This is a genomic window from Micromonospora sp. CA-248260, from assembly GCF_050942205.1.
Classification (GTDB): Bacteria; Actinomycetota; Actinomycetes; order Mycobacteriales; family Micromonosporaceae; genus Micromonospora; species Micromonospora antibiotica.
The window spans coordinates 4,155,975-4,171,168 of record NZ_CP192021.1 but is presented as its reverse complement, the minus strand read 5'-3'; the positions used below and the strand labels follow the sequence as shown (position 1 = coordinate 4,171,168).

11 protein-coding genes are annotated in these 15,194 nt (G+C 70.9%); 8 read left to right on the top strand and 3 right to left on the bottom strand.

The genetic code is table 11. The features are described 5' to 3' along the window. The first annotated feature begins 105 nt into the window (after window positions 1-105). Window positions 106-2,211: a family 43 glycosylhydrolase gene (locus ACQP2H_RS18330; protein ID WP_219462895.1), complete on the top strand. Its 2,106-nt coding sequence runs from the start codon at window positions 106-108 to the stop codon at window positions 2,209-2,211. Between the two features lie 240 nt (window positions 2,212-2,451). Here the strand turns inward: ACQP2H_RS18330 and ACQP2H_RS18325 are convergent, their stop codons facing one another. The 3 genes from ACQP2H_RS18325 to ACQP2H_RS18315 all read right to left on the bottom strand — a co-directional run bounded on the left by ACQP2H_RS18325 (window position 2,452) and on the right by ACQP2H_RS18315 (window position 8,022). Continuing rightward, the gene (locus ACQP2H_RS18325) at window positions 2,452-4,791 is read right to left on the bottom strand and encodes a beta-L-arabinofuranosidase domain-containing protein (RefSeq protein ID WP_433228197.1); all 2,340 of its coding nucleotides are present in this window, start codon (window positions 4,789-4,791) and stop codon (window positions 2,452-2,454) included. A gap of 128 nt (window positions 4,792-4,919) precedes the next feature. After that, window positions 4,920-6,674, bottom strand: coding sequence for a family 43 glycosylhydrolase (locus tag ACQP2H_RS18320; protein WP_433233591.1), 1,755 nt, complete (start codon window positions 6,672-6,674; stop codon window positions 4,920-4,922). A 583-nt stretch (window positions 6,675-7,257) separates the two neighbouring features. Then, on the bottom strand, window positions 7,258-8,022 hold the full coding sequence (locus ACQP2H_RS18315) for a FadR/GntR family transcriptional regulator (RefSeq protein WP_219462891.1): 765 nt from the start codon (window positions 8,020-8,022) through the stop codon (window positions 7,258-7,260). A gap of 152 nt (window positions 8,023-8,174) precedes the next feature. Here ACQP2H_RS18315 and ACQP2H_RS18310 point away from each other — a divergent pair, with 152 nt between their 5' ends. From ACQP2H_RS18310 to ACQP2H_RS18280, 7 genes are all read left to right on the top strand, one after another. After that, window positions 8,175-9,443 (top strand): ABC transporter substrate-binding protein, encoded by a 1,269-nt coding sequence (locus ACQP2H_RS18310; protein WP_219462889.1) that lies wholly within the window; start codon window positions 8,175-8,177, stop codon window positions 9,441-9,443. A 4-nt stretch (window positions 9,444-9,447) separates the two neighbouring features. Then, complete coding sequence (locus ACQP2H_RS18305) at window positions 9,448-10,425, top strand: carbohydrate ABC transporter permease (RefSeq protein ID WP_433228194.1); 978 nt, start codon at window positions 9,448-9,450, stop codon at window positions 10,423-10,425. Then, window positions 10,425-11,252 carry a carbohydrate ABC transporter permease gene (locus tag ACQP2H_RS18300; protein ID WP_208566746.1) on the top strand — a complete coding sequence of 276 codons (828 nt, stop codon included), beginning with the start codon at window positions 10,425-10,427 and terminating at the stop codon, window positions 11,250-11,252. Before ACQP2H_RS18305 ends, ACQP2H_RS18300 begins: the two co-directional genes overlap by 1 nt. Before the next feature lies 1 nt (window position 11,253). Further along, window positions 11,254-12,492, top strand: coding sequence for a mandelate racemase/muconate lactonizing enzyme family protein (locus tag ACQP2H_RS18295; RefSeq protein ID WP_433228192.1), 1,239 nt, complete (start codon window positions 11,254-11,256; stop codon window positions 12,490-12,492). An 88-nt stretch (window positions 12,493-12,580) separates the two neighbouring features. After that, the gene (locus tag ACQP2H_RS18290) at window positions 12,581-13,342 is read left to right on the top strand and encodes an SDR family NAD(P)-dependent oxidoreductase (protein ID WP_219462885.1); all 762 of its coding nucleotides are present in this window, start codon (window positions 12,581-12,583) and stop codon (window positions 13,340-13,342) included. Further along, on the top strand, window positions 13,339-14,202 hold the full coding sequence (locus ACQP2H_RS18285) for an amidohydrolase family protein (protein WP_363822721.1): 864 nt from the start codon (window positions 13,339-13,341) through the stop codon (window positions 14,200-14,202). The genes ACQP2H_RS18290 and ACQP2H_RS18285 overlap by 4 nt, the downstream gene beginning before the upstream one ends. Continuing rightward, the gene (locus tag ACQP2H_RS18280) at window positions 14,199-15,182 is read left to right on the top strand and encodes an aldo/keto reductase (RefSeq protein WP_219462882.1); all 984 of its coding nucleotides are present in this window, start codon (window positions 14,199-14,201) and stop codon (window positions 15,180-15,182) included. Before ACQP2H_RS18285 ends, ACQP2H_RS18280 begins: the two co-directional genes overlap by 4 nt. The last annotated feature ends 12 nt before the right edge of the window (window positions 15,183-15,194 follow it).

Here is a 15,194-nt window from a genome sequence, read left to right as displayed (position 1 = left end):
CCGCCGAGGTGAACGTTGACATCGGCAGGCTTCGAACAATGCGACGACGGTGGCCCCGGGCCGGACCCAGGGCCCCCGTCGATCGACCGTTGGTGAGGGAGGGTCATGGTAGCCATGGGAGAGGTGCCGATCGCGGTCCGGCGACGGCGCGGCTGGTGGTCACGGGTCGTCGCCGCCCTGCTGACGCTGCTGGTCGGCGGTGGTCTCGTCGTGGTCCAGTCGACCGGCGCGGCGGCGGCGACGGTGGACACCACCGCCTGGTACGTGCTGGTCAACCGCAACAGCGGCAAGGCGCTGGACGTGTACAACTTCGCCACCAACGACGGCGCGCGGATCACCCAGTGGACCCGCGGCGACGGCACCAACCAGCAGTGGCAGTTCGTCGACTCCGGCGGCGGCTACTACCGGTTGAAGTCGCGGCTCTCGGGCAAGGTCCTCGACGTCTACAACCTCTCCACCGCCGACGGCGCGGCGATCGTGCAGTGGACCGACGGCAACGGCACCAACCAGCAGTTCCGGCTCGCCGACTCGGCCGACGGCTACGTCCGGCTGCTCAACCGCAACAGCGGCAAGGCGGTCGAGGTGCAGAACGCCTCCACCGCCGACGGCGGCAACATCGTCCAGTACTCCGACTGGGGTGGCACCAACCAGCAGTGGCAGCTCGTCCGCGTCGACGGCGGCAGCACCCCGACCACGCCGCCACCCACCACGCCACCGGCGAGCGGCTCGTTCACCAACCCGGTGGTGTGGCAGGACTTCGCCGACGTCGACATCATCCGGGTCGGCGACGCGTTCTACCTGTCCGCCTCGACCATGCACTACTCGCCGGGCGCCCCGATCCTGCGCTCCTACGACCTGGTCAACTGGGAGTTCGCCGGGCACTCGGTGCCCAAGCTCGACTTCGGCGCGAAGTATGACATGTCCGGCGGGCGGGCGTACGTCAACGGGATCTGGGCGTCGACGCTGAACTACCGCCCGAGCAACCGCACCTACTACTGGGCCGGCTGCATCGACTTCGCCAAGACCTACATCTACACCGCCGCCGCCGTCGACGGGGCCTGGAACCAGCACTCCACCATCAACAAGTGCTACTACGACGCCGGCATGCTGGTCGACGACAACGACACCATGTACGTCGCCTACGGCAACAGCCAGATCAGCGTCGCGCAGCTGTCCGCCGACGGCAAGAGCGAGGTCCGCAGCCAGCAGGTCTTCTCCACCCCGTCGAGCGTGGGCACCCTGGAGGGGGCCCGGTTCTACAAGCGCAACGGCAGCTACTACATCTGGCTCACCCGGCCGGCCAACGGCCAGTACGTGCTGAAGTCGTCGAGCCCGTTCGGCCCGTACGAGATGCGGCAGGTGCTGCTCAACATGCCCGGCCCGATCTCCGGCGGCGGCGTGCCGCACCAGGGCGGTCTGGTGCAGACCCCGGCCGGCCAGTGGTACTACATGTCCTTCGTGGACGCCTACCCCGGTGGGCGGGTGCCGGCACTGGCCCCGATCACCTGGACCGCCGACGGCTGGCCGCAGATCCAGACGGTCAACGGCGGCTGGGGCACGTCGTACCCGAACCCGCTGCCGACCCGACCGGTCAAGCCGTTGACCGGCACCGACACCTTCAGCGGCAGCACCCTCGGCCCGCAGTGGGAGTGGAACCACAACCCGGACAACACCAAGTGGTCGGTGAACAACGGCCTGCGCCTGCAGACCGCCACCGTCACCAACGACCTCTACAGCGCCCGGAACACGGTGACCCACCGGATCCAGGGGCCGACCTCCACCGCCACCGTCGAACTCGACTACTCGGCGCTGCGCGACGGCGACCGGACCGGGCTGGCGGTGCTGCGCAACTCGTCGGCCTGGATCGGCGTCCGCCGGGACAACGGCGCGACCCGGGTGTCGATGACCAACAACCTCACCATGGACGGCAGCTGGCGGACCACCAACACCGGTTCGGAGATCGCCTCCGCCCCGGTCAGCGGGGGACGCATCTGGCTACGGGCCACCGCCGACATCCGGCCCGGCTCCGGCCGGCAGGCCCGGTTCTCCTACAGCACCGACGGCACCAACTTCACCGCCCTGGGTAACGCGCTCACCCTCGACAGCAACTGGCAGTTCTTCATGGGCTACCGCTTCGCCATCTTCAACCACGCCACCCAGGCCCTCGGTGGCACCAGCACGATCCGCCAGTTCCAGCTGACCACCCCCTGACCCACCCGGTCGCGGCCGGCAGACGCCGGGGCCGCCCGTACCGTCGGACCGCCCAGCGGGCCCGGTCGGCACGGGCGGCCCCGGCGGCCAGGCTCCGGGTTCGTGCCGGCTCCGGTCCGTGCCGGGTTCAGGTGCAAACGGAATGGGGCTGCCCCGATCGGGGCAGCCCCATTCGTCAGGCCGCAGGTCCGCCGCCGTCTCGCCGGCGGTGGCGGACCTGCGGCCGGTCCAGGCCAACCGCTACTGGTTGGCGACGATCCGCCACCGGTTGTCCGCGCTGCCGTTGTCGGAGTCCTGTACGGCCTGGGCGCCCTGCGCGGTCGAGCCGTTGAGGATGCCGAGCAGCTTCCCGCTGTTGACGTTGCGGATCTTGTAGGTGCCGTCACCCTGGTTCAGCAGGGTCCACCGGTGGTCGGCGGTGCCGTTGTCCGCCCACTGCAGGACGCGGGCGTTGTCGGCGGTGGACATGTTCTCCACGCCGAGGACCTTGCCGCTGTTGACGTTGCGGAACCGGACGGCGTCGCCGTCGGTCACCACCACCCAGTTGTGGTCGGCGGTGCCGGTGTCACCCCACTGGAGGGCGAGCCCGCCGTCGGCGGTGGACATGTTCTGGATGCCGAGGACCAGGCCGCTGCCGACGTTGACGAGCCGCGAGCTGCCGCCACCGGGGTTGCCGCCCCCGGTGGTGCTCCAGTAGACCGTGTAGTTGAAGCCGTGGGCGTCGTAGAACGGCCCGACGTTGACCGTGGACCCGTTGGCGGTGGCGGTGAACGCCAGCGTGCTGGTGCTGGTCCGGGTGACCGACGAGACGTTGAGCGACGGCAGGGAGTTCAGGGTGGTGTTGCCGTAGTTGCCGGCCAGCACCGCCGGCCCGTAGGTGAGGGCGCCGACGTTGGCGTTGTCGTTGGCCTGCTGCACGACGACCTTCATCGGCAGCCGTACGGTGACGGTGTCGCCGGCCGCCCAGGTGCGGGTGACCGTGGCGTAGCTGCCGGGGTTGGTGGCGACGTTCTGCGTCTCGCCGTTGACGGCGATCGTCGCGCCGGTGGCCCAGGCCGGGATCCGCACCCGGATGCCCCACGAGCCGCTCATCGACCCGGAGAGGGTGAGCGTGCTGGTGTCGCTCGCCGGGTAGCTGGTGCTCTGGGTGACCGTGATCCCGCGCTGCGACCAGGTCAGCACCGACGGAACGAACAGGTTCACCGTCAGCGTGGTGTCGTTGTAGAAGTAGATCGAGTCCATCAGCTTGGTGTTGGCCTCGATGCCGGTGCCCTGGCAGCACCAGAACGAGTTGTAGTCGGTGCTGAAGGTGCCGCCGCCCCAGGCCGGCCCGACGCCCCGTCGGCCACCCGGCTTGAGCGGGGTGAAGTAGGTGACGTGGCCGTGCCCGTCGGCCGGGTTCTGCGCGCCGACGACATGGTTGAGCAGGGCACGCTCGTAGAAGTCGAAGTACGCGACCCGGTTCGGGTCGAGCAGCCACAGCTCCCGGGTCAGCTTGAGCATGTTGTGGGTGTTGCAGTGCTCGCAGGTGTCGTTGGTCAGGTACCCGGCGATCGCGTTCGGCGGCCGGAAGTGCTCGGCCTGGCTGTTGCCGCCGATGACGTAGGTGTGCGCGTTGACGGTCATGTTCCACGCGTTGCTGGCGATGTCCCGGTAGCGCGTGGTGCCGGTCGCCTTGAACTCCCGCGCCGCGCCGATCCACTTGGGCACCTGGGTGTTGGCGTGCTTGCCGTTGAGCTGGTCGGAGTTGCTGGCGAGCGGGTTGAACACGCCTGCGTGGTCGAACCGCTGGGCGACGGTCAGCCAACGCCCGTCGCCGGTGTGCTGGTAGATGTCGGTCAACGCCTCGTTCATGCCGCCGAACTCGGTCTCCAGCATCGACTGCATCTGGTTGTAGCTCAGCCGCGACGTGCGGGTGTCGACCCAGCCGGCCAGCGCCAGCAGCACCGAGCGGGCCTGCGTGTTGCCGATGTAGCGCCACACGTCGAGCAGCCCCATGAGGGTCTTGTGGATGCAGTAGTAGGGCACGTTGCCGTTGGACAGCGTCCGGGCCTCCAGGGCCGCGAAGTCGGACTCCGGGAAGCCGGACAGGTAGCCGGCGGTGAATCCGGCCGCGCCGTTGTTGGCCTGGCACTTGGCCAGCTCGGCCACCATGTAGTTCGCCTTGTCCCGGCAGGTGGTGTCGCCCAGCACCGCGTACGCCTGCGCCCAGGCGGTCAGGAAGTGCCCCTGCATGTGGGTGCGGAACGGGAACGACGGCGCGTCCCAGCCACCGTTGGAGGCGGCGTTGTTGGTGCCGAGGCGGTGGTTGGCCCGGAAGTTGCGGAGCATCCGGTCGACGTCGACGAACCGCAGGTAGCTCAGTGTCCGGTTCTGGTTGTCCAGCAGCCGGCCGGCGGTCAGCCGGACCTGCCCCAGCTCGAACGGGTACGCGGAGACACCGAGGTCCGATCGGGCCGGGGGGACCACCAGCGCCGCGGCGGCCGGCCCGGATCCGAGTAGGGTGCCACCCGCGGCGGAGACGAGCGCGGTGGCGCCGGCGGCCTGGAGAAGTTGGCGTCGGTTGAGGGACGGGGACATGGGAACCTCCAGTGGACCGGATCACGGGCTGGCGCCCGTCCGGGTGAGTAGTGGGTGTCGGTGGTGGGGTGCCGGCCCGCCCCGGTGGGGCGGAGCGGGCCGGCGTGACTGTCAGCCGCGCGACGGGGTCACGCGGGGGTGCAGGTCAGGTCGGTCGGTGGCTGGTTGCTGCCGGTGGTCGAGCTGATATAGCCGACGGTGGTGGAGCCGCCGGCTCCGAGCTGCCCGTTGTAGGCGGCGTTGGTGACGGTCACCTGGTTGCCCTGCTGGGTCAGGGTGCCGTTCCACGCCTGGGCCACCGTCTGCCCGCTGGGCAGGGTGAAGCTCACCCGCCAGCCGGTGATCGGGGCGGACCCGTTGGTGATGGTCAGCTTGCCCTCGAAGCCGCCCTGCCAGGTGTTGACCACGGTGTTGGTGGCCGCGCAGGACCGCCCGGAGGGGGTCGTCGGAGCCGGCGTCGTCGGGGCCGGGGTCGTCGGGGTGGGGGTGGGGGTCGCGGTGGGCGTCGTGGTGGGCGTCGCGGTCGGGGTGGGCGTCGGGGTGGTGCCGCTGCCGTTGAACTGCCACCAGTTGACGTTGAACAGGGTGCCGCTGCCGCCGGTGAACCGCAGGTACATGTCGTGGGTGCCGGTCGCGCCGGACACCGGGCAGGAGACGGTCTGCCAGTTCTGCCAGCCGCCGGTGACCGGCACGGAGCAGCTCGCCACCCGGGTGCCGGTGGTGCTGTCCAGCCGGACCTCGATGGTGCCGCCGCTGCCGGCCGAGGCCACCCGGGCGTTGAAGGACGTCGCACCGGTACCGAAGCCGACCCCCTTGACCTTGATGTAGTCGCCGTTCTCGATGAAGCCGACGTTCATCCCGCCCTCGCTGGACGCCTCGGTCTCGATGCCGGAGCCCCAGGCGATCGTCTCGGCCTCCTGCCGCACGTACGGGTTGAGCGTGCCGATCTGCGGTGCGCCGGTGCTGCTCATGTTGATCGTCGGGATGGTGCCATTGGTGCCGTAGGTGAACTTCTCCACCGCGACCGACCGGGTGTAGCCGCCACCGCCGGGCAGCGCGCCGTTGTGGTAGAAGAAGTACGACCCGCCGTTGAAGTCGACGATTCCGGCATGGTTGGTGAAGCTGCCGCCCTGGCGGGGCATGACCGTGCCCCGGTAGGTCCACGGCCCGGTGGGGCCGGGCGCCGTGGAGTAGCCGATGAACTCGCTGCAGCACTCGGCGGCGAAGACGTTGTAGTAGGTCCCGTTGCGCTTGAAGACCCAGGGGCCCTCCTCGTAGAGGGTGGGTCGGGTGGCGTTGCCGTTGCGGGTGCCGTATCCGGCGGTGGTCAGCGGAATCTTGGTGACACTGCCGGAGTACGAGATCATGTCGGCGTTCAGCTTGACGTACCACAGGTTGGGGTTGCCCCAGTAGAGGTACGCTTGCCCGTCGTCGTCGATGAAGACGGTCGGGTCGATCTCGCCGTTGGCCGCCAGCGGGCGGCCGATGGCATCCCGGAACGGGCCGGTGGGGCTGTCGCTCACCGCCACCCCGATGGCCATCGAGTTGGTCGACTTCGCGGTCACCGGCACGTACCAGTAGAACTTGCCGTTGCGGGCGATGACCTGGCCCGCCCAGGCGTCCGCCTTCGCCCAGCTGAAGGTGCCGACGTTGAGCGGCGAGCCGTGGTCGGTCCAGTTGACCATGTCGGCGGAGGACCAGACCCGCCACTCCTTCATGGTGAACCAGGTCGAGCCGTCCTCGTCGTGGCCGGTGTAGAGGTACACCCGGCCGTTGTGCACCAGCGGGGCCGGGTCGGCGGTGTAGATGTGCTGGACGATGGGGTTGTCGGCCTTCGCGGTGCCGGCCGGGAGCAGGGTCGAGACCAGGAGCAGGGCCGTCAACCAGGCGAAGGAGCGCCGCAGTCGGGTCAGGGGTGGCAGTGCGGGTTTCACCAGTACCTCCCAGTATGGGCGATGCGTGTCGTGGGGCGTCACGCCTCGGTGGCCTGCCCGGACTCCGCCGACGCCCCGGCCGGTGAGCCGGTGCTGTCGGGACTCGTCCGGACTGCCCGCCGTGCGGGTACGCGGGTGTGGCGTCACGGTCGGCGATCGCGCTCCCGGCCTGCCAGGGACGGCACCGCAGTCGGCGCGCGGTCGTGTCAGGACCCCACGGTGGCGGTGGACGACGTGCGCCGGGGGATCCGGGTGTGTCGAGGTGTCGATGCGACCCGGCGGCGCGCAGCGTCCACGGAGGTGCCCGGAGGTGTCCCACCGACGTCGCCCGTGCCCGCACTCCGCTCCGCCGCCCGGATCCCGGGGGTGGAGCGGGGGAGGCGTGCCCTTCGCTCCCGCGGCCGACGGTATCTTGTTATCGTTAACACCCGCAAGCCATTGACGTTCGTTGGTTACGCGGGCGTCATCGGGGTCCCCCTGCGGGCCCGGTCCGCCGGGCGGGAGCGACGGGTGATCCACCCGCCGCCGGGGGTCAGCGCACCAATCGCCCGGTGTCCGGTCCGCCGCGCCGGACCAGCCAGGCCTCGGTGATGTGGGTGACCATGGCCGCGGCGGCGCCGTCCGGGTCGTGGGCCGCGATGCGCTCGTAGATGCGCCGGTGTCCCCGGTTGGAGGCCACGCACAGCGCCCGTTCGGAGCGGCCCATGTAGCGGGCGGTGTTGACCACCTGGCTCTCCAGTGACCGCACCACGCCCCTGGCGATCCGGTTGCCGGACGCCTGCATGATCACGTCGTGGAACGCCCGGTCGTGCTCGTGGTAGGCGACCTGGTCGTCGACCAGCTCGTCCATCCGGTCGACCAGGGCACGCAGCCGGTCGACGGTCTCCTGGTCGGCCAGCCGGGCGGCGACGTTGGCCATGTCGGACTCCAGCACCCGCCGGGTGGCCACCAGGTCGTCGAGAATGGTCAGGCTGTCGTCCTCGGCGATCGTCGCGGAGAGCACGAGTTCGTCGAGCATGTCCCACATCGACGGTGGGGTGACGATGGTGCCGCTGCCCTGGCGGACCTGCACCAGGCCCTTCTCCTGGAGGATCTTCACGGCCTCCCGGACGACCGTGCGGCTCACCGAGAACGCCTCGCACAGCGCCGGCTCGGGAGGCAGTGGGGCGCCGGGCGGGTGAACTCCGCGTACGATGCGTCCCACCAGTTCGGCGGTGACGGCGGTCGCGAGGTTGGCGGGTCGTCGTGCCCAGCTCGGGGGCGTTGCCGTGTTCAGGGTGATCTCCCGTGCCGTCATGTCCCCTCCAGTGGATTCCGCGGACCGCGCCACGACCTGCCTGCGGCGAATTCTACGTCCCAGTGTTGACGTCATACGTCATACGAGTTACTTTCTCGTCAATCCAAGTGTCTCGATTCAGCGGGGTCGGCCGACGTCGAAAGTGAGCAGCGATGAAGCACCGAGCAGTGTGGTCAGCCGTTCTCGTCGCGGCATTGGCGCTGGCCGGCTGCGGGAGCGCCGGCGGGACGCGTTCCCCGTCCGGCGGGGCGGACGGGAAGCTGGTCGTCTGGGACTGGAAGTCCGGCGAGGCGTCCGCCCGGGCGTACCTGGAGAAGGCGAAGGCCGACTTCGCCAGGAAGCACCCCGACGTCACCGTCGAGTTCGTCGCCCAGCCCTTCGAGCAGTACTACACCCTGCTCGGCACGGCGATCCAGGCCGGCAAGGGGCCGGACGTGATGCTGTTCAACGGGGGCGGCCAGATCCGGGACCGGGCGGACGCGCTGCTGCCCCTGGACGAGTACCTCACCGACGACCGGCAGCGGCTCGCCGGCTGGGACGCGTTCACCAAGGACGGCAAGACCTACGCCGCCCCGGTGACGCTGCAGGGCCACCCGATCTACTACAACCGGGCTCTTTACGACAAGGCCGGCCTCGACCCCGCCAGCCCCGCCACCACCTGGTCGAAGTTCCTCGCCGACTGCGCCACCATCACCCGGCAGACCGGCGCGAAGTGCCTCGCCCTCGGCAACAAGGAGGGCTACGGCATCCAGTTCTTCCTCTCCGCCTTCGGCTCCGGCGTGTTCAGCGCGCAGGAGTACGACGACTGGATCGCCGGCAAGCGGGACTGGACCTCGCCGCACGTCAAGCGGATCTTCGCGCTCTGGAAGGAGGCCCAGGACGCGAAGCTGAACAGCGACGGGGCGAACTCGACGGCGATGTTCAACGACTCCTTCGCGATCTTCCAGTCCGCGAAGGCCGCCCACGTCATCGGGCTGATGTCGGACGTCGGACACTGGAAGGACTTCAGCGAGTTCCTCACCGCCGAGAAGCTCGGCGTGATGCGCGCCCCCGTCGTCGTACCCGGGGCCACCCCGAGCCTGCCCTACGACGGCGGCATCGGCTACGGGGTCGCCAGGTGGACCAAGGACCCCAGGGTCGCCGCCGACCTGGTGCGTTCGCTGACCTCGACCGACGCGCTGAAGTCCTTCTACGCCGACGCCGGGGCGATCGCCGCCGACACCACCATCGACGTGTCCCAGGGCGGCCCGGCCGTGGCCACCATCGTCGCCGACCTCAAGGCCGGCAAGCCCGCCCTGCACGTGGCGCTCTCCTCCAAGACCCTGGAGCTGATGGGCCGGCTCTCCCAGCAACTGCTGAGCGGCTCGATCAGCGTCGACGAGGCGGTGAAGCAGCTGGCCGCCTCCGATCAGGCCGGCTGACCCCGTGCCGGTTCCCGAGGCGGTACCGTCGGTCCGTCCGGCCCCGACCGGCCGGGCCGGCGGGACGCCGCCGAGATCCGTACCCCCCGCCCCCGCCGTCTCGCGGCGCGGCCGGGGTGGCCGACGGGCGGAACGGCTCGCCCCCTTCGTGCTGCTGGCCCCGGCCCTGCTGATCCTCGCGCTGCTGCGGTTCTGGCCGCTGCTGCTCGGGGTCAACTTCTCCTTCACCGGTGACGGCGACCGTGACGGGCTGATGGTCGGCCTGGACAACTACCGGGAGCTGCTCGGAGACCCGCTGTTCCGGGACGCGCTGGGCAACGTCGGGCTGCTCGTGCTGCTGCTGCCGGTGGCGGTGGCGATCCCCGGCCTGCTCGCGACCCTCATCTACCTGCGGGTCCCCGGGCACCGGCTGTACCGCAGCGTCTACTTCTTTCCGGCCGTGCTGTCCCCGGTCATCGTCGGGGCCATCTTCAACCTGCTGCTCGCCTTCGACGGCCCGCTCAACGCCCTGCTCGGCGGGGTCGGCATCGGGCCGGTGGACTGGCTCGGCGACCCGGACGTGGCGATGTTCGTCGTGGTCGGGGTGCACGTCTGGGCGACCTTCGGGATGGCGCTGGTGGTGTTCCTCGCCGGCTTCGCCACCCTGGACGCCTCGCTGCTGGACGCCGCCCGGGTCGACGGCGCGTCGCTGCCCCAGACCATCCGGCACGTGATCGTGCCCAGCCTCGCCCGCACCATCCAGTTCGTCTTCGTCACCACGATGATCGGGATGCTGACCTCCATGTTCGGCCTGCTCTACGTGATGACCAGCGGCGGCCCGGAGGGGTCGACCTACCTGCCGGAGTACTACATCTGGATCCAGCAGGGCCAGATGAACCGGCCGGCGCTCGCCTCGGCCGCCTCGACGGTGCTCTTCCTCATCATGCTCGTGGTGGGGCTGCTGCAGATCAGCCTGCTCCGGCGGGCGGTGAGGGAGGCGTGATGTCCCGTGTCCGGTGGGGTCGGTGGCTGCTGGCCCTGCCGATGGCCGTGCTGGCCCTGGCGACCGTCTACCCCCTGGTCTTCACCGCCAACGTGGCGATGAAGACCCGCCGCGACTACGTCCTCGACCGCTTCTCGCTGGTGGACTCCCTGCGGTGGGACAACGTCGCGGCGGCGTGGAACAGCGTCGGGATGGCCCGCTACCTGACCAACTCGGTGGTCGTGGTGACGGTCTCGGTGCTCCTGCTGCTGTTGTTCGGGTCGATGGCCGGCTTCGCGTTGAGCCAGCTGCGTTTCCGGGGTTCGTCGGTGCTCTTCCTGTGCTGCCTCGCGGCGCTCTTCGTGCCGTTCCAGGTGATCATGGTGCCGCTGGCCCGGATCATGTCCGACGCCGGTCTCGTCGACACCTACCCGGGGCTGGTGCTCGCCTACGTGGCGCAGTTCCTGCCCTTCACCATCTTCCTGATGACCAGCTACTACCGGACCATCCCCCCGGAGATCATCGACGCGGCCCGGATCGACGGCAACGACGTCTACGGTGTCTACCGGCGGATCATGCTGCCGCTGGGCGCCCCGGCCCTGCTGTCGGTCGGCATCCTCAACGCGCTGTTCTGCTGGAACGACGTGCTGATCTCGTTGCTGCTGATGCCCTCGGCCGAGCACCGGACCCTGATGGTCGGGGTGACCTCGCTGCGGGGGCAGTACTCCGCCGACATCCCCACCTTCGCCGCGGGGGTGCTGATCGCCGCCGTACCCGTGCTGGTGATCTACCTCTTTCTCCAGCGCCAGATCGCCGACGGTGTCGCCGCCGGTGCTACGAAGGGCTGACATGCGGATCACCGGATACCGGACCCTGACCACCGTGCAGGAGTGGGGTCGGCCCGTCGGCGACGCGAACGGCGTCTTCACCGACGGGGTGACCACGGTGCCGATCATCGTGGTCGAGACCGACGAGGGCATCACCGGGGTCGGCCTCGGACCGCACACCGACCTCGAACGGATCTTCGCCGCGATCGACGGCGAGGACCCCCGCGCGGTGACCACCCTTTACGACCGGATGCTGCGGCAGACCTTCAAGGCGGGCCACGCCGGCACGGTGTTCGGCACGATCGGGGCGTTGGACACCGCGCTGTGGGACATCAAGGCCCAGTCGGCGGGGCAACCGCTCTGGCGGCTGCTGGGCGGACGCGACCGGCGGGTGCCCGCGTACGCGTCCGGCCTCGACATCGGCCTGGACGACGACGAGCTGGTGGCGGCCTACACGGTCTACGCCCGACACGGGCTGCGGGCCGCCAAGCTCAAGGGCGGCCTGGACATCGAGCGGGACCGGCACCGGCTGCACGTGGTCCGGGACGTGCTCACCGAGGCCGGTCGGGGGCAGCGCCCCGGCCTGATGCTCGACGTCAACGAGGCGTGGACCCGCAAGCAGGCCGTCCGGCACGTCGGCGAACTCGAACGTACCCTGGACCTCGTCTGGATCGAGGAACCCGTCCGACGGTGGGACGCCGAGGGCCTGGCCGTCGTCGGTCGCGGTATCCGGGCGTCGGTCGCGACCGGGGAGAACCTCACCGGCCTCGAACAGTACCGGCCGCTGATCGCCGCGGCGGCGGTGGACATCGTGCAGATGGCCGCGGTCTGGGGGGTCACCCACTTCCTGCGGGTGGCCGCCCTGGCGCACGCCTACGACCTGCCGGTCAGCCCGATCGGCAACAGCCCCGTGGGGCTGCTGCACGCCGCCACGTCGGTGCCCAACCACCTGGTCAGCGAGCTACAGGACCTCCGGCCCCCGGTCGGGATCACCCGCGACCTGTACGTCGAGGACGGGGCGTTCGTCCTCGGCGACACACCGGGCCTGGGCGTCACGGTCGCCGAGGAGGAGATCTGTACCCATCCCCGCCGTTCGGACGTGCCCACACCCGACGGACCCAACGTGCGGCCGGAACGGGCCGGACGCCGGCTGCTGGCGGAGAACGACCAGATCGTCGCCGGGCCGCAGCGGTACGTCACGCCGCTGCCCGGCACCCCGGCGCACCACCACGACGGCCTGCCGTCCGCCGTCAGGAACTGACCCCGACCCACGAGGGAGTACGCATGCAGGCAGTGGTCTGCCACCGCGCCCGGCACCACCGGCCCGACGAGCTGGTGGAGGCACACCGGTGAGCGCCCTGTTCGACCTGTCCGGCCGGACCGCCGTGGTGACCGGCGCACGCCGGGGCATCGGGCTGGCCATGGCCGAGGCGCTGGCCGTCGCGGGCGCCGACGTGATCGGGGTCTCGGCGCAGCTGGAGGCCACCGGCAGTGAGGTGGAGCGCCGGGTACGCGCGGCGGGCCGCTCGTTCACCGCGTTGCGCGCCGACCTGGCCGACCGGGCCGCGGTCCGCCGGCTCGTCGGTGACCTGCACGACCTCGGCCCGGTCGACATCCTGGTCAACAACGGCGGCACCATCGCCCGTGCCCCGGCGGCCGAGCACCCCGACGAGATGTGGGACCACGTCATCGAGGTGAACCTGACCAGCCAGTTCGTGCTGAGTCGGGAGATCGGCCGGGCGATGGTGGCCCGGGGCCACGGAAAGATCATCTTCACCGCGTCGCTGCTCAGCTTCCAGGGCGGCATCACCGTCCCCGGATACGCCGCCTCCAAGTCCGGCATCGCCGGGCTGACCAGGGCGCTGGCCAACGAGTGGGCGGCGCACGGGGTCAACGTCAACGCCATCGCCCCCGGCTACATCGCCACCGACAACACCCGGGCGCTACGCGAGGACCCGGAACGCGACCGGGCCATCCTGGCCCGCATCCCGACCGGCCGGTGGGGAAACGCCGACGACCTCGCCGGCGCCACGGTGTTCCTGGCCTCCCCGGCGTCGGACTACGTCAACGGCATCGTCCTGCCCGTCGACGGCGGATGGTTGGGCCGATGAGCGCACCGCCCGGCACCGTCGACGCCCACCACCACCTCTGGGTCCGGGCCCGGCACCCGCAACCCTGGATCGACCCGGCCACCATGGCCGCCATCGACGCCGACTTCACCCCGGCCGACCTGGCCCGGGTCACCCGTCCCGTCGGGGTCACCGGGACCGTCCTGGTGCAGGCCAACTCCACCGAGGCGGAGACGGTGGACCTGCTGGGCGTCGCCGCCGACGATCCGCTCATCCGGGGGGTCGTCGGCTGGCTGGACGTCACGGCCCCGGACGTCACCGAACGACTGGGCCGGCTGCGGGCGGCGCGCGGCGGCCACCTGCTGGTCGGCGTCCGCTACTCCGTGCAGGACGAGCCCGACCCGGCGTTCCTCGACCGGGTCGACGTGCGGCGGGGGATAGCCGCGGTGGGCGCCGCCGGTCTCGCCTTCGACCTGCTGGTGCGGCCGCACCAACTGGGCGCGGCCGGTCGGCTCGCCCGCGACCTGCCCGAGGTGCGGTTCGTCCTGGACCACCTCGGCAAACCGGCGCTGGGCGGGACGGACCTCGACGGGTGGGCCCGCGACCTGCACGCCCTGGCGGGCGCGGCCAACGCCACGGCGAAACTGTCCGGCCTGGTCACCGAGGTGCACCGGGCACCGTGGACACCGCAGGACCTGCGCCCCGCCGTCGAACACGCCCTCGACGCGTTCGGCCCGGACCGGTTGATGTTCGGCTCCGACTGGCCGGTCTGCCTGCTCGCCAGCTCCTACCCACGCTGGGTCGACACGCTGGCGGGACTGCTGGACCCGCTCGGCGACGATGAGCGGGCGGCGATCTGGCGGCACACCGCCCGGCGGGTCTACCGACTGGAGTCGTCGTGAACGCCCGCCCGCTGCCGCGCCGACCGGCGGTACGCCTCACCGCGCTGGGCTTCGGCGCGGCGCAGGCCGGCAACCTCTACCGGGCCACCACCGACGAGGAGTTCACCGCCGCCGTCGACACCGCCTGGGCGGGTGGCCTGCGCTACTACGACACCGCACCGCACTACGGGCTCGGCCTGTCCGAACGGCGGCTCGGCGCGGCGCTGCGTACCCGGCCGCGCGACGAGTACGTGGTGTCGACGAAGGTCGGGCGGTTGCTCGTACCGTCGCCGCAGGACGCCCACCGGCGCGACCCGGAAGGCTTCGACGTGCCCGCCGACCACCGGCGGGTCTGGGACTTCAGCCGCGACGGCGTGCTCCGTTCGCTGGAGTCCAGCCTGGCCCGCACCGGCCTGGACCGGATCGACGTCGTCTACCTGCACGACCCCGACGACCACTGGGAGCAGGCCGCCACCGAGGCGGTGCCCGCCCTGGTGGAGCTGCGCGACCAGGGCGTGGTGGGGGCCATCGGGGCCGGCATGAACCAGTCCCACCTGCTCACCCGGTTCGTCGAGGAGACCGACGTCGACGTGGTGATGTGCGCCGGCCGGTACACCCTGCTGGAACAGGGGGCGCTGGCCGACCTGCTGCCCGCCGCCGAACGCCGGGGCGTCGGCGTGGTCATCGCCGGGGTCTACAACTCCGGCCTGCTGTCGCAGGACCGGCCCCCGGCCGACGCCACCTACAACTACCAACAGGCCCCACCGGAGCTGATCGACCGGGCCCACCGGATCGCCGACGTCTGCCAGGCGTACGGCGTCACCCTGCCGCAGGCGGCGCTCGCCTTCGTCCGCTCCCCTCCCGCAGTCGTCTCGACGGTCGTCGGCCTGCGCAACCGCGCGCAGGTCACGCAGGCGCTGACCCGCGCGGACGCCGACGTCCCGGCGGCGCTGTGGCCGGCGCTGCGGGCCGCCGGGCTGCTCGACCCGGCCGCGGCGTGATTCCACCGCGAC

Bases quoted from the DNA above. Each gene is read 5' to 3' on its own strand.
- ACQP2H_RS18325 (WP_433228197.1), bottom strand. From the start codon at position 4,791: ATGTCCCCGTCCCTCAACCGACGCCAACTTCTCCAGGCCGCCGGCGCC.
- ACQP2H_RS18310 (WP_219462889.1), top strand. From the start codon at position 8,175: ATGAAGCACCGAGCAGTGTGGTCAGCCGTTCTCGTCGCGGCATTGGCG.
- ACQP2H_RS18300 (WP_208566746.1), top strand. From the start codon at position 10,425: ATGTCCCGTGTCCGGTGGGGTCGGTGGCTGCTGGCCCTGCCGATGGCC.
- ACQP2H_RS18285 (WP_363822721.1), top strand. From the start codon at position 13,339: ATGAGCGCACCGCCCGGCACCGTCGACGCCCACCACCACCTCTGGGTC.
- ACQP2H_RS18315 (WP_219462891.1), bottom strand. From the start codon at position 8,022: ATGACGGCACGGGAGATCACCCTGAACACGGCAACGCCCCCGAGCTGG.
- ACQP2H_RS18330 (WP_219462895.1), top strand. From the start codon at position 106: ATGGTAGCCATGGGAGAGGTGCCGATCGCGGTCCGGCGACGGCGCGGC.
- ACQP2H_RS18295 (WP_433228192.1), top strand. From the start codon at position 11,254: ATGCGGATCACCGGATACCGGACCCTGACCACCGTGCAGGAGTGGGGT.